Below are 17387 nucleotides of genomic sequence, written 5' to 3'. Positions count from 1 at the left end.
TCACTGCCATCAGTGATTCGAATCAGGGGGATCCATCGTGTCATCGTCCAGCGTCGTGCGCGTGGAGCGCGACGGCGAGCTTGCGCTAGTCATCGTTCACAATCCGCCGGTCAACACCATTACGGCGGAGGTCCGGACAGGGTTGAAAGGGGCCCTTCAGCAGATCCAGGCCGGCAAGGACCTGCGCGGCGTCCTGTTGCTGTGTGAAGGCAGCACGTTCTTTTCCGGCGCCGATATCGGCGAGTTCAGCGGCCCGCCGAAGGAAGAGGAATATCGTCACCTGTTCAATGGCTATGAAGCGCTGAGCATCCCGGTGGTCGCGGCCATGCACGGCACCGTGATGGGCGGTGGCTTGGAAATCGCGCTCGCCTGCCACTACCGCGTAGCCGCGTCGGGGACACGCTTCGGCATGCCCGAAGTCACGCTGGGTATCATTCCCGGTGCGGGCGGCACGCAACGTATGCCCCGCTTGATCGGCGCCGAGCAGGCCTTGGAGTTGATTGTCACTGCGCGGCCGGTGGACGCGGCGAAAGGCCGCGAGCTGGGCTTCATCGATGCCATCATCGACGGGGACCTGCGGTCCGGCGCAATCAATTACCTGCGTTCGCTGGTCGCAGCGGGCAAGGGGCCACGGCGCACGGGTGAGATGACCGTGCCGGCCGCAAGCGCAACGACGGAAGTGTTTGAACGCGCGCGTGCGCAGGCCCGCAAGCTCTATCCCAATCGCAACGCTGCTCGAGTCGCGGTCGACGTCGTACAAGCGGCGACACAGATGCCGTTCCAGCACGGCCTGGAGTACGAGACGAAGCGCGTCAACGAATGCAAAGACAGCGTCGAATCGAAGGGCGCGGTGCATGTGTTCTTCGCTGAGCGCGAGACGCGTCGCATCCCGGGCCTGGCCGACAACGTGAAGGCGCGCCCGATCAAGAGCGCTGGCGTCATCGGTGCGGGCACGATGGGTGGCGGCATCGCCATCTGTTTCGCGAACGCCGGCATTCCAGTCGTGTTGCTCGATGCGAACGAGCAAGGTTTGACCAAGGGCCTGGCGACCGTCGACAAAACTTATCAATCGATGGTGGACCGCGGTCGCCTCAGCGCCGACGACAAAGCCAAGCGCATGGCGCTGATCGGCACCTCGTTATCTTACGACGCGCTGAAAGACGCGGACGTGATCATCGAAGCCGTGTTCGAGAGCATGCAGCTGAAGCGCGCGATCTTCACCGAGCTCGATCGCGTCGCGAAGCCAGGCGCGGTGCTCGCGACCAACACATCGACCCTGGATATCGAACAGATCGCGGCGGTCACGAAGCGTCCGCAAGATGTCATCGGCATGCATTTCTTTTCGCCGGCGAACGTCATGCCGTTGCTCGAAGTCGTGCGCACGACCCAGACGTCCGACGAGACCATTCGCACGGCAATGGATCTCGCGAAGCCGTTGCGCAAGACGCCGGTGCTCGCCAAGGTCTGCTATGGCTTCATCGGCAATCGCATGATGGAAGGCTACGCTCGCGAAGCCGAGCGCATGGTGTTGGAAGGCGCGACACCGCGTCAGGTCGACGCGGCGCTGGAAGAGTGGGGCATGGCGATGGGCATTCTCGCTGTGTTCGACATGGCAGGCATCGATGTCGGCGTGAACGTGCACAAGGCGAACGCCTCGCAGTTTCCGCCCGATCCTGCTTACTACCAGGCCGACTTCGCGTTGCATGACGCGGGTCGTCTCGGTCAGAAGAATGGCAAGGGCTATTACCGTTACGAGCCGGGCAATCGTTCTCGTATCGACGATCCCGAGGCGATCAAGATCATCGCCGAGCGTGCTCGAGAGCTGAAGGTGCCGCAGCGTCAACACACGAAGGACGAGATCGTCGAGCGTTGCTTGTATCCGCTGCTGAACGAAGGCTTGCGCATTCTGGGTGAAGGCGTAGCGCTGCGTGCGTCGGATATCGATGTGGTTTGGGCGGCGGGCTACGGCTTCCCGCGCTATCGGGGCGGGCCGATGTTCCATGCCGAGACCCTTGGTCTCGATGTGCTGCTTGCGGGCATGCGCAAGTATCAGGACATTTTCGGTCCGATGCATTGGCAACCGGCGCCGCTGCTGGTGGAATTGGTGGAACGCGGGCTTACTATCGCTCAGTGGGAAGCTCAGCAGCGGGGGGCGGCACGATGAACATCAACGAGCTGATTGCCATCGACGTGCACACGCACGCCGAAGTGTCGTGCCGGCAGGAACCGGACGAAGCGTGGAAGCCGTTCGAGGAAGCCTCGGCCAAGTACTTCAAGGCCGGCAAGCGGCCCAACATTCACGAGACCATCGCGTACTACCGGGAGCGCAAGATCGGTCTGGTGATGTTCACCGTCGACTCGGAGTTCCAGATCGGCGCCAAGCGCATTCCCAACGAGGAAGTGGCGGACGCGGCGCGCGAGAACAGCGACATCATGATGGCGTTCGCCAGCATCGATCCGCACAAGGGCAAGATGGGCGTGCGTGAAGCGCGGGCGCTGATCAAGGACGGCGTCATCAAGGGGTTCAAGTTTCACCCGACGTTGCAGGGCTTCTTCCCGAACGATCGGCTGGCGTATCAGCTGTACGAGGTCATCGCCGAGTACAAGTTGCCGGCGATCTTTCACAGCGGTCACTCGGGCATGGGCACCGGCATGCCCGGCGGCGGCGGGCTGCGGCTGAAATACTCCAATCCCATCCACCTCGACGACGTCGCGGCGGACTTCCCGGACATGACCGTCATCATCGCGCATCCGTCCTGGCCCTGGCAGGACGAGGCGCTGTCGGTGTGCCTGCACAAGCCCAATGTTTACATCGACCTGTCGGGCTGGTCGCCGAAGTACTTTCCGCCGCAGCTGATTCAGTACGCGAACTCGCAGCTGAAGACCAAGATGCTGTTCGGCTCGGATTATCCCTTGATCAGCCCGGACCGCTGGATCAAGGATTTCCAGGAAGCGGGCTTCAAGCCTGAGGTGCACGATCTGATTTTGAAACAGAACGCGATTCGCGCTCTGAAGCTCGCCTAGACGGACGCATCGCCAGTGCTGCAAGCTGAATCCTTGCCGAGACCGCTGTCATGGACGTCGGAGCCGTTTCACACAGAGGTGGAGCGGCGCGCCGATGGCACGTTGTATCTGCGTCCCACGGAGGCGCTTCCGCCGTATCCGGAACGGTTGATGGATGCGCTCGAGCACTGGGCGGCGGTGGCGCCACAACGTGTGCTCGTTGCTCGCAGGGTCGCCGGCGGCGAGTGGCAAACGGTCACGTATCAGCAAATGCTCACGCGCGTGCGACGGATCGCGGCAGGCTTGCTCACGCGTGATTTGTCGGCCGAGCGGCCCATCGCGATTCTTTCCGGCAACAGCATCGAGCATTTGACGCTCGCATTCGCGGCGATGTGGGCGGGCATTCCTTACTGCCCGGTGTCGCCGTCGTATTCGCAGGTCTCCACGGATTTGCAGAAGCTGCGCTACGTGTTGGATCTGCTGACGCCGGGATTGATCGCAGCGTTCGATACGCCGGCGTTCGCACGCGCCCTTCAAGGCGCGGCTCCGAGCCGTACGGCGATTGAGGGCCTCCGCAAATCGGACGCCATCGAAATCGTCGGCGATGCGGATGTCACCGGGCGTAAGGTCACGTCACTTGAGGCGGTCGAAGTCGAGCCGACGGCGGCGCTCGATGCCGCGCACGCGCGCACCAACGCCGACACGATCGCGAAGTTTCTGCTGACGTCCGGTTCGACCGGTCAGCCCAAGGCGGTGATCACCTCCAATCGGATGTTGTGCAGTAACGCGCACATGTTGAGACAGCCGATGCCGTTCCTGCTCGACGAGCCGCCGGTGCTGGTCGACTGGCTGCCGTGGAATCACACGTTCGGCGGCAGTCACAATGTTGGGCTCGTGCTCACCAATGGCGGCTCGCTGTACATCGACGATGGCAAGCCGACGCCGACGGGCATTCAAGAGACGTTGCGCAATCTGCGCGAGATCGCGCCGACCGTGTATTTCAATGTGCCGAAGGGCTTTGAAATGCTGGCGCATCACTTGAATGCGGATGCGCAGCTTCGTCACAACTTCTACCGCCGATTGCGGGCGTACTTCTTCGGTGGCGCGGCGCTGGCTCAGCATACGTGGGACGCGTTGGATGAGGCGGCGTTGAAAGAAGTCGGCGTGCGAATCCCGATGCTCGCGGGATTGGGTGCGACAGAGACCGGGCCGTCGGTCACATTCACGACCGCGGCGGCCGGACGCGCCGGCCTCATCGGCCTGCCGGCGAAAGGCAATGTCGTGAAGCTCGCACCGGTCGCGGAAAAGCTCGAGCTGCGCGTGCGCGGTCCCAATGTCACACCGGGTTACTGGCGCCAGCCCGAGCTGACTGCTGCGGCCTTCGATGACGAGCAGTTCTATCGACTCGGCGATGCGGTTCGTTTGCTCGACGATGCGGATCCTACGCGCGGCCTCGCGTTCGACGGTCGTATCGGCGAAGACTTCAAGCTCTCCAATGGCACCTGGGTCAGCGTCGGTCCGTTGCGTGCGGAGTTGATCGCGACGCTGTCGCCGATGGCGCAGGACGTGGTAATCGCCGGCCTCAATGCGGAATATCTTGCGATCTTGATCATTCCTGACCTGCGCGGCTGCGGTGAGGTACTTGGGGCGAACGCGGCGCTCACTTACGACGCGGTCGTTGCGAATCGCGAGTTGCTGACTGCGATTCAGCAGCGGCTCAGCGCGCATGCGAGGCAGAATCCGGCGAGCACCCGTTGCGTGCGCAAGGCCATGATGTTGCCGACGCCGCCGTCGCTCGATAAAGGCGAAATCACCGACAAGGGATCGATCAATCAGCGCGCCGTGCTGACCCATCGCGCGTCGTGCGTCGATGCCTTGTACGAAGCTGAGCCGTCGCTACACGTGGTACGGATCGAATGAGCCCGACGATCGAACACTCGGCTCGAGCGAAGTTCCAGTGGCGGGTGCTGGCGCCGATTGTATTGCTGATCGTGCTGAGCTCCCTGGATCGCGTGAACATCAGCTTCGCGGCCCTGCAGATGAACGCGGACCTGGGCATCGATCCGCATGGCTACGGACTCGCGGTCGGCATGTTCTTCGTCGGCTATCTGTTGTTTCAATTCCCGAGTACCTGGGTACTGACCCGCGTCGGTGCGCGTCGATGGATCGCCGGCTGCGTCGGCCTCTGGGGCGCCGTCGCTGCGATGATGGCGTTCGTTCGCAACGTCGAAGAACTCTACGTCCTGCGATTTCTGCTGGGCTGCGCCGAGTCGGGTTTCGCCCCCGGCATTGTTTACTACTGCAGTAGCTGGATGCCAAAGCGGTATCGCGCCAACTCCATCGCGGTCACCATGCTGGCCATTCCTGCGTCCGTGATCATTGGCGGGCCGCTGTGCGGCTGGCTGATGGACGTGAGCAATCCGATGGACATGCCGGGCTGGCGCTGGATGTTGCTGATTGAAGGCGCGGTGACCGTCGCCATGGCATTGGTCGCGTATTTCATTTTCGTCGATAAGCCCGCCGATGCGCGCTGGCTGAGCGATGCGGAGAAAGACTGGATTGCGAACGCGCTGGTGGAGGAGCAGAGGGAATCGAAGCCGCCGGCCGAATCTTCCATCAAGACCGCGCTGCTCGATCCGCGTGCGTGGCTGGCCGCGGGCGTGTGGTGCACGACGTTGATCGGGGCGAACGGCATCATGTTCTGGCTGCCGCAAGTCATCAAAGAAATGTCTGCTCTGAGTCCGCTCGCTGTCGGGATGCTCGCCGCGTTGCCGTGGGTCGGCGTCGCAATCGGCATGGTCCTGAATTCGTGGCACTCGGATAAAACACAGGAGCGCTACCGTCACCTCGGCATCGCGCTGGCGATGGGAATGGTTGCGCTGTTGATGGCGTCGGCGATTCCTCCGAGCCCGTGGTCATTGTTGCTGCTGTTCATCGGTGGCTTGGGGCTCGGCGGTGCGCAGGGCGTGTTCTGGTCCATCCCGACGGGATTCTTCCACCGAGCGGCCGCCGCCGCCGGCATCACGCTGATCAATCTGGTGGGCAACATCGGCAGTCTCGCCGGGCCGTACGCGATCGGCATCATCCGCCAGCAAAGCGAATCTTTCTCGGCACCGATCTGGTTTGTCGCGGCGGTCATGGGCGCGGGCACGCTGCTGCTCGCATCGTTGCGATTCAGTGAGAGGAGGGCGATCAGTGGATAGCCGACGCCTGAAGTACTTCGTGCAGATCGTCGACAGCGGCAGCATCACTCGAGCCGCCGCTGTCACCGGCATCGCGCAGCCGGCACTGAGTCAGCAACTCGCGGTGCTCGAAAACGAGCTCAAGGTGAAGCTGCTGGATCGCTCGGTGTCCGGGGTGACGCCGACGCCCGCCGGGAAAATTCTGTATGCGCATGCGCAGACCATTCTTCGCCAGGTCGACGACATGAAACAGGCGGTTCATCGCGAGATGCAGCCGCTGTCCGGGGCCGTGAATCTCGGCATGTCGCCGACCATGGTGCCGCGTTTCGCGTTGCCGCTCATCGAGAAGGTGTGCAGCCAGCATCCTGAAATGCATCTGCAGATCCGTGAGGAAGGCAGCGCCGTATTGCATGAGTTGCTCATCAACGGACGCATCGAGCTGTCGATCTCGCCGACGCGCCCGGATAACGAGCTCATCGTTGGCGAAGAATTGCTGAGCGATCCGCTGATGCTGATGTATCCGGCGAGCTGGAGCATTGCCAACGATGCGCCGCTGGAGGATCTGGCGGCGTTGCCCTGGATCGTGCCGCGTCGTCCGCATTCGATTCGCGCTGTCGTCGATGGGGTGTTCGCGGCCGCCAGTCTGCAGCCCTATGTGGTCGTCGAGCTCGATTCGTTACAAAACGTGATCGAGACCGTGCGGCGGGGCCTGGGAGTTGCCGCGATGGTGTCCGACGCCGTGAAGGCCGATCTCGATGCCGGCACCGTCAAGTGTCGACCGCTCGGCACGGTGTCGCCGATGCGCCCGATGTTTCTGTCGCATCGACGCACGCCGGCATTGTCACGACCGGCGCAGTTTGTCTATGACGTGTTGCGAGAAATCGCCGGCGATCTGCGCGTCGAAGAGCCGCAAAAAATCGAGCAGCAAGCCGCGCATTAGCCAGATGTGGGATGGATGAGACATCGGCGCGGCTTATGCCATCAGTCAAATTCGGTGTTACTCCCGCGGCGGCCAAGCTTTTTAAAATCGCCGAGGGTTGGTAACTCGGTCTAGGGTTGGGGGGATTCATGGTAGGCAATAATAGAGCGGGGCACTCGTTGCTCCGTCGTTCGACTTCGTTGGCACTCGTGGGGGCGGCGGTTCTAGGAAAGGCCGCGCTGGCACAGGAGGCTACGGCGCCCAGCCAATCGGTGCTCGAAGAAGTGCTGGTCACTGCCGAGCGTCGCGAAGTCAGCTTGCAGGACACGCCGGCATCGGCCACTGTGCTGACCGCCGATGCGCTCGCCTCCCAAGGCATCGACAACGTCGCCGAGATTCAGCAGGTGGCGCCGAGTGTCGCGATCAACACCTACAATCGCTCGACCTTCATCAACATTCGCGGCGTGGGTATCAGCCAGTCGGCGCCGACGTCCAATCCGGGCGTGGCGTATTACATCGACGGCGTGTTCATTCCGCACGAGCAGTTCATCGCGCAATCGTTCTTCGATTTCGAGTCCATCGAAGTGTTGCGCGGTCCGCAAGGGACGTTGACCGGCCAGAACTCCACCGGCGGCGCGATTTACGTGCGCACGCCGACGCCGGACTTCAATGAGTTCTCAGGCTACATCGATCAGACGATCGGCAGCGACGATTGGTATCGCACAGTCGGTGCGTTGAACGTGCCGATCACCGACACGCTGGCGGTGCGCATCTCCGGTGTCTACGACGATCGCGGCGGCTTCACCGACAACATCGGCCCGAGCTCCGCGGACCCGGGCAGTGGAACCGATCAGGCGGTGCGCGCGGCCGTGCGTTATCAGCCGGTGGAAGGCGCGACGTTCGATCTGCGCTACGAATATTTCAAGCGTGAGACCGACAACAACGCCGTCAAGAACCGCACCGATCTCGTGACGAGCGATCCCTTCACCATCGAAGAGGATGCGCTGTCGTTCCTCGATCAGGATGGCTATCGCGCCTCGCTGGAAGGCCGCTTCGACCTGCCGGCCGACACGCAGTTGCGAGTGCTCGCATCCTACTTCGACGCGGAGACGACGGATCAGGCCGACGGCGATCGCACGGCGACCGCGCCGGCTGTGCCCGCGAATCTCCCGACCAGTGGCGCGAACACGACGCTGTATCCCGGCCGCATCGGCTATACGCATCAGGAGTTGGAAACCTTCGTCACGGAAGTGAACTTACTATCGCGCGGCGAAGGGCCGTTGCAGTGGGTAGTCGGCGGCTTCTACATGGATGAGACCAGCCCCGTGCAGGTGTATCGAGATAATCGCAACACTGTGACTTACACGCAGTCGAACTCGACCATCGATACCGAGCTGACCAACGAGTCGCTCTCGGGGTTCGGCCAGATCGACTATCGCTTCACCGATCATTGGGCAGCGGACGTCGGCGTGCGATATTCGAAGGACAAGCAAGAATACACGCGGCTTGTGATTCCGGGTGCAGCACCGCCGGGCTGCTTCCCGTGCACGACGGAGGTTGACTCCAATGAGACAACGGGTCGCGTCGGCCTGAAATACTTCGCGAACGATGACGTGATGATGTATGGCACGGTGTCGCGCGGTTACAAGGCCGGCGGTATCAACCTCGATCCGCGCCTGCCGAACTACGATCCTGAAACGAACGAAGTCGCCGAGCTCGGTGTGAAGACGACCGTGGCCGATGGGCGCCTGCGTATCAACGGTGCGGTGTTCTATTCGGAGTACGACGGCATCCAGCTGTCTGCGCTGGTGCCTGTCGGCACACCGGCGGCACTGATTCCGAATACCTTGAATGCGGCGCCGGCTGAGATCTACGGCGCCGAGCTCGAGATCACGGGCCAGTTCGGTGCGTTGGGTTTCAACCTGGGCTTGAGCGCGCTCCAGAGCGAGTTCACTGAGGATGCGCTGCTCACCAACTCGCAGACCAACACCAATCAACTGGTGCCCGAAGGCTCGATCGTGCCGTTCGCGCCGGAGATGACAGCGAACGCGGGCATTCAGTACGAGTTCCTGATTGGGAACATGACGCTGACGCCGCGGGTGCAGGTGTCGTATATGGATGAGCAACTGGCGACGCCGTTCCGCTCGCAGGCGACGACGGTGCCGTCTCGTACGATTACGGATCTGCGCGTGACCTTGATGCCAATGGAGAACCTGCGCATCGAGGCGTTCGCAACGAACGTGTTCGATGAGGAATACATCTCGGCACAATTGCAGGATGCAAGCAGTGCGCGCGGCGGTATGATTTACGGCGCGCCGAGACAGTATGGGTTGCGGGCCAAGTTCGACTTCTGAGTTCAGTCTCATTGCTGAAAACCAAATCTAAGGTTGCGATCGGAGTCGGCGCAGGTCTGTTGGCCTGCGCCGTGCTCCTCGCGCAAGCCGCCGACAGCAACGTTCCAGGCGCGAGCAGCCGGAATGTCGCGGGTCACGTTCCGAATCAGAATCGCCAGGCTCAGCAGGCGCCGGTGACCGACAGCGCATCGCCGCCAGCCGCGCGTTGGTGGACGCCGGGCGAGGGCACGCCGCTCGCGCCGCTGATTCCTTATCCAAACTCGTTCGGTCAGGTCGGCGTGTTGAACACCGCCGGCGTCATCGACACCAAAGGTCATCCCTTCTTCGAGCCCATCGGCGAGAACGGCCGGGCTTGCGTGAGCTGTCATCAACCGGCGAATGCGATGTCGTTGTCGGTCGAGATGATTCAGCAGCGCTGGCACGAGACTGCCGGCAAAGATCCGATCTTCGCGCCCATCGACGGCATGAACTGCCCGGACCTGCCGCCCGGCGATCCGAAGTCACATTCGCTGTTGCTGGAGCGGGGTCTGTTCCGGGTCTTCCTGCCGTGGCCGCCGAAAGCCGCCGACGGTTCGACCGTCGATGCTGAGTTCACGATTGAAGTCGTGCGCGATCCGACCGGATGCAACCTGCATCCGACCTACGGACTGAAAAGCGCGAACCCGATGGTGTCCGTGTACCGCCGGCCCCGCGTGGCCGCGAACACCAAATACTTCACGCATCAAGGTTTCGGCGTGTTCTCGTTCATCGGCAAGAACGGCTTGCCCGCCACGCGCGACCCTGAGACCGGCCTGCCGTCGGGAATGAACATTCTCTCGGACGCGCGTCAGCCCACGCTCAAAACTCAAGCGGTGGAAGCCGCCGTCACCCATCTGCAGTTCAACGGCAAGCTCGACGACGAGCGGCTTGCACAGATTGTCGGCTTCGAAAGCCAGCTCTACACCGCGCAGGTCATGCACGTCGGCGCGGGCAGCTTGATCGAAGAGAGCACGCCGCCCGGGTTGGGGGTCTACAACCTTGCCAAAGGGCGCGAAGGACTGCTCGGCAACAACGTGACGAACTTCGTGTTCCCGATGAACGAGGAGTGGCGGAAGCCGGCGCCGTCGTCCGATCCGGAGATCTCGCGTCGAAACGAGATGCGAGCGTCCATAGCCCGCGGTCAAGATGTGTTCATGTTCCGCACGTTCTGGATCAAGGACGCCATGCATTTGAACACGGTCGGGCTGGGCAATCCGACCAAGCGCACGTGCTCCACTTGCCATGGCATGCACATGATGGGCATGGACATCGTGAACGGCTGGATGGATCTGGGCACGACCAATCTGCCGTGGGCTCGCGAGGAGCCGCTGAATCCCTGGAACGAACGCAAACCGCAGATGCCGTTGTTCAAGATCACGTGCAAATCCAGTGTGCCGCCGCATCCCTTTCTGGGGCGGGTGTTCTACACGCAGGATCCAGGTCGAGGGCTGATCTCGGGCAAGTGCAACGACGTGGGCGCGATAGTCATGCAACAGTTCCGAGGGCTGGCGGCACGCGCGCCGTATTTCTCCAATGGCTCGGCGGGTTCGTTGAGCGAGCTGGTCGATTTCTACGACCGCCGCTTCAACATCGGCTACACCGATCAGGAGCGCGAGGACCTGATCAACTTCCTGAGTGCGCTATGAAGAGGCTCGTTGTCACCTGGGTGCTGGCAAGCTCGAGTGCTGCCGTCATAGCCGCGACACCACCTGCCAACCATCGCAACTTCGTTGCGTGCCCGATGGTGCGTGATACGAGCACCGTGCCATGCTGGCTCGCCGAGTACGAAGGGCAGACCTATTACCTGACGATTCAGACTGATGTCAGCGCGCCGGTGAATCCGCCCTGGCTCGGTCACAAGGTGCTGGTGGAGGGAACGATCAGCGACGAACCGAATATCTGCGGCGGCATCGTGTTGAAGCCGGTCGCGTTGTCGGTGATTCAGGAGTTGGACGGCACATGCAATACGATGCTCCCCGCCGAAGAGCGTTACAACTTGCCGTTCGAGCCACCGCGGCCACCGGGCCCGAGCAAGGGGCGGCTCGCGTTCGGCGATCCGGTCACTAAGCCCAAGGCCGAGGAAGCCGCGCCGTCCAAATCGTTCGAGCTTCGCTATGAGTTCGACTCGCTCGTGATGTTCCGGCACGCGCAGCCGTTGCAACAGATCTTCGAGCATGCGAAGCAGAGTGGTGCGACGAATGTGCAGATCACGGGCTATCGCGCGGCGACGCTGCTGTCCAACGGCCAGCTCATGCAGGAGGACAAAGAGATTGGCCGGCGCCGCGCCGAGCAAGTCGCCGATTTGTTACGTGGCGCGGGACTGACCGATCTAAAGTACGACGTGAAGTGGCAGGACGAGACCAAGCGGGCGAAAGGCGTCGAAGACGCCACGTTGCGCCGGGTACAGATCGTCGTCTCGCGTTAGCTATTCGAGGGTGTCATTCGCAGCGGCACATACAGCGGGCCGACTTCCGGCATGCCGCTCATGCGCACGTCGCCGCTCAGCTCGAAGTGACGGGTCTTCTGTAACAGTGCGTCGAGCGAAACTCGTAACAGCTGTCGGGCGAGAGGCACACCCGCGCACATGTGGGGGCCGCGGCCGTAGGCGATGTGTTGATTGATGTTGGGTCGACGCAGGATGAACTTGTCAGGTTCGGGGAAGATCGCCTCGTCCCGGTTTGCCGACGCATACAGCAGTGCAATTGGCTCGTCCTTCGGAATCGTGCGGCCGCGAATCGTCACATCCTCACGGGCCGTTCGGGCGAAGCCGCGATACGGCGTGTAGAGGCGAACGAATTCTTCGACGGCGTCCGGAATGAGCGAGCGATCGGCGCGCAGCTGCTGCTGTAACTCCTGATCACGCGATAGATGCACGGCGATACTGCCCAACAGAATGGGCGGCGCGACCAGGCCAACGACCAATACCTGTCGCACGCATCCGGCCAGCAGAACGTCGGGGAACGGATTGCCATCGACATCGCGCTCGGCGAGTAACGAGCTGGTGGGATCGACGGTCGGGTCCAGCGGTTGAATGCGACGCTGTTCGATCAGCTCGCGAGCGAGCGTGGCCAGGCCTTCGCCGGCGACGACCACGCCCGGCTTGTCGAAGGCTTCCCAGGCTTTGATATAGGCGCGAGAGTTCGAGGCGAGATGTTCGGTCTGTGCCTCGTTGAGACCAAGCCACTCACCAAACAGTCGCACGGGAAGAACGGCGGAGAAGTGCTCGACGAGATCGGCATCACCGCGCGCTACGATCGACGTCGCAAGTTGGAGCGCAATGCGTTGTGTCGCCGGCAGTAGCGAGGCCACGCGGCTGGCGCTGAGCGCACGATCGATCGCGCGCCGATAGGGCGTGTGCTCGGGCGGATTCAAATGCAGCGGCGGGCGGCGACCCGTCGTCGATGAGCCTGGCACCACGTTGCGCACCGATGTGATGTACATGTCCGAGTCGCGCAGGACATTCACGATGTCCTCGTAGCGGGCCAGCGTCCAGAAGCCGTCGAACTGCGTGCTGTGAGCGACGGGGCAACGCGCACGCAGGTCGGCGAATGTCGCATGCACGCTATCGAAGGTTTCAGGGAGGGTGGGGTCGTACTCGTTGGGCGACGCGGGATCGGTGGTCATGGGGCGAACACTAGGCCAGAAGGGCCCGGCGCAGGTAACACCTTCTGTATCTTCCGGCTATAAGCCGGATGAATGGAGCGGAATGCCATCCGATGGCGCGGCGACTTGTTCCGATTCTTAGCCCATGCGTTCGGCCATCAGGGGCACCGCGCGCTATCGACAGCCAGGTCGCGCAGCTGCGGTGGATGAGCCTGAAGCCATTGCAGGATGCTGCGTGGAAGTCGGGCCTCTTGCCAATTCGCTCCATCGAAAGCGCGGCTCAGCTCTATTAGCGATTTGCTGAAGTCTGCGGCATCGCTCGTGAGCGGCGTATTCTCCTCGATACGATAGGTGCCGTGCCGATAGGGCTTGCTCAGCGTCGTGATTCCAGTACCTCTATGAAATGGGCTGCGATCGTCGTCGGGCGCCCAGGCGCCGAATGCTTGGATATGTTGGAAATCGGCGCCCGCCAGATTTGCAAAGGCGAACGAGGCGGGCCACGCATACAATTGCACGTCGGCATATTTGTATTGATCGGCGATCAGGGGGATGAGCGGATAATCGGTAAAATGGGCATTGCGTAGATCCGCGCAGCCAAAGTCAGGCGGGGCAAGAGGCATTCGACGGCGAGTGGGGTCGTCGATCTTGAGGTGGACGTAGTTCCAATGGATGGACGGATACCTACTGCCGACGGACTGCGTGAACCGGGTATCCCGAAGGTCGGCGCGCCGGAAGTCCACGTGCTCCAGGTCCGTGTTGTCAAACGACGCGCCGGCGAGCTTAGCGTCGGAAAATTTCGTTCCCGTGAGTATCGAGCCGTCAAAGATTGTGTCTGTCAGCTCCAGTCCAGACAGATCGACCTTCCCAAGATACAGCGAAGTCAATGTCTTCTCCTGCACCCCTTTGCGCAGGAGCGTGGCAATCGCGTCGGCGGTGGCCTGCAGGTTGGCTTCGGCGGCACGATCGGGTGCCGGCAGTAGCGGTCTGCGAGGCGGGTAATTCATCTTGATCTCTGTGATGAGTCCCCGATTTACATCGATCAACGCACTCAAGGCTCCGCGTAGGGCGGGCGATGGAACGAGGTCCGCTCGCACCTCTGCGAGCGTCGCGACGATGGCGGTGCGCACCGCCACGGCGGGCTCGGAGGCGAGCGCACCCGACAGCGCAAGAAGCGCGGGCGAATGATACTGACCATTTGCTTCCGACAGGTAGCCGCGCAGTGCCATGATGGCCTGTTGTCGTCGGTGGACATCCGGTTCGCTGAGAGTATTGAGGAGGTGATGGAACCGCTCTTGCTCGGCAAGCTGTAGCGATTGTCGCGCGTCGTGTTCCCAACCTCCTCGTATCAATTGCCGGGAAGTTTCCGTCGCCTCGCGTACGAGCTGCTCGGTGCGGTCCGTTTGCGCGCGTAGCTCGGTAATGTCCTGGATGAGTTGATCGCGATCTTTGATCAATCGCTGTTTCTCTCCTCCTAATTGCTCGCGCTCCATGCGCAGCGTCCGCAGCTCGCTTTGGGTACGAGCACGCGCGATCTCGATCTCTCGATGGCGCATTTCCGCCTCTCGATTCCGCAGCTCAGCGGATGCGGCGACAACCTCAATCCGCTTGCGCTCGACATCGAAGATGCCGAGATATTGGGACAGGCCCAAGGTGGCGAGCGACACGGCGATCGGAACGATGATGGCGGGGCGAGTCCAGGCAGAGCGCTGCAAGTCCCGTATTTCGAGAGCAAGCTTCTGTTGAGTCAACGCGTCACGTGCGTCATGACGTCGGCGGATGAAGGGGGGTGTCGAGCGGGCCTGTCCCATGGACATTCATCGGGTTCTACAGCGCTGACACCATAGACCGGAGGATCCGGCGGAATGTCCTCCTAAAGCGGGACCGTCCCGATCCAGCGAGGCGACATGAAATTGCGCCGGCGCTGATGCACGAAGAAATGACGTTCCAGGACCAGATCGGCGCAGGGCAGAAGACGCAGCAAGCCGGCGTCGCTCTGGCTGAGACTCGACTCATAAGAAAGGCTCAGGGGCGCGATGGCGCGGCAGACGACGGTCCGGGACGTGGTTTTCGAATTGCTGCGTGCATTTGGCGTGACGACCGTCTTCGCCAATCCGAGGGCGAAGCCTGTAGCTCAGCGCTCGACGTGAAGCGCTTTAATCTCGTCGGCCGAGAATTCCAAGGATCGGAAGACCTCATCGCTGTGCTGACCGTGACGTGGCGGCGGCGAAGTCACACCGGGCTGATCCTCGCTGAACAGAAAGCCGGCGTTCACGATTTCAACTTGCTCACGCTCCGGCAGTCCCGGAACCTTCAGGTCGAGCTTCAGCCGCCGGGCTTCGAGCGCCGGCAGCGAGACCGCTTCGGCGACATCGCGGATCATGCCGCAGGGAATGCCGGCCGCGCTCAATCGAGTCTCCCACTGAGACGCGGGCGCTTCGCCAAACACCTGATCCAGCTCGGCACGCATCTCGGCCGAGTGTTTACGTCGCAGGTCGGGGGTGAGGAAACGAGGGTCTTCCAGCCATTGCTTGCGGCCCACCTCGCGAGCCAGCGCCTCGAACTGCGGCTGCTGAACCACACCGAGTGAGATCTGGCGGCCGTCGCTGGTGTTGAACACGGCGGACGTAGGCTGCCCGCTGTAGCCAATGTTTCCTGTGCGTTCGGGCGGATTGCCGGTGACGAGATACGGCACGATGGCTGAGGTCATGAAGGCCATGCTGGCATCGAACATGGCGACATCGATGTATTCACCGCGACGCTCGCGCTGACGCCGTAACAACGCCGCGAGGATCGCGAAGGCCGCGGTTTGACCAGTGAGTGTGTCGACGACTGGAAAGCCGACCTTCGCCGGCGCGTCGCCCGCGGCACCGCCGAGCGTCATCATGCCGGTGGTCGCTTGCACGATGTTATCGATGGCCGGCCAGTCGCGGCGCGGACCGTTCTGTCCGTAGCCCGAGATGGAGCAGTAGATCAACTCGGGGCGCAGCGTTCGCACCGATGCGTAGTCGAGACCGAACTTCGCCATCACACCCGGACGAAAGTTTTCGATCAGCACATCCGAGGTCGCGATCAAGCGGCGGGCCGCTTCCTGCGCCAGCGGTTGTTTCAGATCCAGCACGACAGATTTCTTGCCGGCATTCACGGCGATGAAGGCGGGCGCCATGCCGTCGTAACGTCGGTCGGCGCCGTAGTTACGCATCGCGTCGCCACGACCCGGCGTCTCGATCTTGATGATTTCGGCGCCGAGCAGCCTCAGCAGATGGGTGGCGAACGGCCCCGCCATCACATGGCTGAAGTCGGCGACGCGAATTCCTTCAAGCGGTAGGCTCATGTTTCATCTCTGCTGCAGCGGATGCTGTTGTCGTCCGTGACGTGCGCGGCAAGCGAGCGCGCCAGCCGGTAAGTGGGCATGCCGTCGATCCCGAAGCGGGCGAGGGCGCGAGCTCGCGCTTCGCCGTCGCGTTCATAGAGGGCGTTGAACTTCGCTTGCTCGTCGGCGGAGATATCGTGGAATTCGACGTGATGCTCGCGGCCGGAGGCGAGGCCGACTTCGTTTGCGACCAGTAGCTCCGCCGCCAGTGCCTTTTCCCAAACTTCGGTACTGCGTTCGAACAGGGCGCGTTGCTCATCGGTCAAGCTGCGCCAGCGCCGTTCGCCCATCGCGCGGGCCGCATAGGCGCCGCGCGGAATCTTGATGGTGTTGAAGTATTTCGCGACCTCGGCGAAATGCAGCGACTTGAGCGTGTCAGGCGGTGCGACCACGCCATCGAGCACGCCTTTGGCGAGCGCCGAATACACTTCACCCATGGGCATGTCGATGGGGTCGGCGCCCAAGTCCTTGAGCACCGCGAGTAACTCGGATGGCGCTCGCAGTCGGAGGCCACGCAGGTCAGCGAGCGTGCGGATCGCACGATCGCGAGTGACGATGCCGGGCAGATTGCCGCCCTGGACAGCGAGCACTTTCAGCTCGTGCAGCTCACGTTGAAACTGCGGATCGGCTGCGGCCATACAACGCCAGAGCGCCGTCTGCTGTGCGAAGCTGGTGAGCCCGCCATAGAACCCGGCCTGCGCTCGAATGAGATGAGCGCCGCCTCGCGCGTAGATCGGTGTGATCAGGCCGATGTCAGCAACGCCATGGCGCAGCTCGGGCATCGAATGCTCGGAGGACAGCAACGATCCCGACCAGTACGGTTGAATCTTGATACTGCCGCCGGCCTGCTGCTCGACCCATTTCATCCAGACGATATCGGCCCGGCTGAACGGATGGCCCGGGCTGAAGGGGCTGGCATAGGTCAGCACAGTCACGCC

12 protein-coding genes are annotated in these 17387 nt (G+C 62.3%); 8 read left to right on the top strand and 4 right to left on the bottom strand.

Annotated features, from left to right (window positions below; genetic code table 11):
• Nucleotides 1–37 precede the first annotated feature (37 nt).
• The 8 genes from ACFPN2_RS29195 to ACFPN2_RS29160 all read left to right on the top strand — a co-directional run bounded on the left by ACFPN2_RS29195 (nucleotide 38) and on the right by ACFPN2_RS29160 (nucleotide 11901).
• A complete protein-coding gene (locus tag ACFPN2_RS29195; RefSeq protein WP_380603279.1) occupies nucleotides 38–2164 on the top strand; it encodes a 3-hydroxyacyl-CoA dehydrogenase NAD-binding domain-containing protein in 2127 nt (708 codons plus the stop codon).
• Entirely contained in the window at nucleotides 2161–3024 is an 864-nt protein-coding gene (locus tag ACFPN2_RS29190) for an amidohydrolase family protein (protein WP_380603277.1), read from the top strand. The genes ACFPN2_RS29195 and ACFPN2_RS29190 overlap by 4 nt, the downstream gene beginning before the upstream one ends.
• 15 nt (nucleotides 3025–3039) lie before the next feature.
• Entirely contained in the window at nucleotides 3040–4923 is a 1884-nt protein-coding gene (locus ACFPN2_RS29185) for a feruloyl-CoA synthase (protein ID WP_380603275.1), read from the top strand.
• A complete protein-coding gene (locus ACFPN2_RS29180) occupies nucleotides 4920–6206 on the top strand; it encodes an MFS transporter (RefSeq protein ID WP_380603273.1) in 1287 nt (428 codons plus the stop codon). The genes ACFPN2_RS29185 and ACFPN2_RS29180 overlap by 4 nt, the downstream gene beginning before the upstream one ends.
• The gene (locus tag ACFPN2_RS29175; RefSeq protein WP_380603271.1) at nucleotides 6199–7125 is read left to right on the top strand and encodes a LysR substrate-binding domain-containing protein; all 927 of its coding nucleotides are present in this window, start codon (nucleotides 6199–6201) and stop codon (nucleotides 7123–7125) included. Before ACFPN2_RS29180 ends, ACFPN2_RS29175 begins: the two co-directional genes overlap by 8 nt.
• A 158-nt stretch (nucleotides 7126–7283) precedes the next feature.
• Nucleotides 7284–9458: a TonB-dependent receptor gene (locus ACFPN2_RS29170; RefSeq protein WP_380603269.1), complete on the top strand. Its 2175-nt coding sequence runs from the start codon at nucleotides 7284–7286 to the stop codon at nucleotides 9456–9458.
• 71 nt (nucleotides 9459–9529) lie between these two features.
• Nucleotides 9530–11122: a hypothetical protein gene (locus ACFPN2_RS29165; protein WP_380603267.1), complete on the top strand. Its 1593-nt coding sequence runs from the start codon at nucleotides 9530–9532 to the stop codon at nucleotides 11120–11122.
• The gene (locus ACFPN2_RS29160; protein WP_380603265.1) at nucleotides 11119–11901 is read left to right on the top strand and encodes an OmpA family protein; all 783 of its coding nucleotides are present in this window, start codon (nucleotides 11119–11121) and stop codon (nucleotides 11899–11901) included. Before ACFPN2_RS29165 ends, ACFPN2_RS29160 begins: the two co-directional genes overlap by 4 nt.
• Here the strand turns inward: ACFPN2_RS29160 and ACFPN2_RS29155 are convergent.
• The 4 genes from ACFPN2_RS29155 to dctP all read right to left on the bottom strand — a co-directional run bounded on the left by ACFPN2_RS29155 (nucleotide 11898) and on the right by dctP (nucleotide 17384).
• Complete coding sequence (locus tag ACFPN2_RS29155) at nucleotides 11898–13100, bottom strand: cytochrome P450 (protein WP_380603263.1); 1203 nt, start codon at nucleotides 13098–13100, stop codon at nucleotides 11898–11900. The two genes, ACFPN2_RS29160 and ACFPN2_RS29155, sit on opposite strands and share 4 nt — an antisense overlap.
• Nucleotides 13101–13237: 137 nt before the next feature.
• Nucleotides 13238–14893 (bottom strand): pentapeptide repeat-containing protein, encoded by a 1656-nt coding sequence (locus ACFPN2_RS29150; protein ID WP_380603261.1) that lies wholly within the window; start codon nucleotides 14891–14893, stop codon nucleotides 13238–13240.
• Nucleotides 14894–15210: 317 nt separating this feature from the next.
• Nucleotides 15211–16410: a CaiB/BaiF CoA transferase family protein gene (locus ACFPN2_RS29145; protein ID WP_380603259.1), complete on the bottom strand. Its 1200-nt coding sequence runs from the start codon at nucleotides 16408–16410 to the stop codon at nucleotides 15211–15213.
• A complete protein-coding gene (gene dctP / locus ACFPN2_RS29140; RefSeq protein ID WP_380603257.1) occupies nucleotides 16407–17384 on the bottom strand; it encodes a TRAP transporter substrate-binding protein DctP in 978 nt (325 codons plus the stop codon). Before dctP ends, ACFPN2_RS29145 begins: the two co-directional genes overlap by 4 nt.
• Nucleotides 17385–17387 lie beyond the last annotated feature (3 nt).

Source organism: Steroidobacter flavus, from assembly GCF_042651805.1.
GTDB lineage: Bacteria > Pseudomonadota > Gammaproteobacteria > Steroidobacterales > Steroidobacteraceae > Steroidobacter > Steroidobacter flavus.
This window is presented reverse-complemented; position numbering and strand designations above follow the sequence as displayed.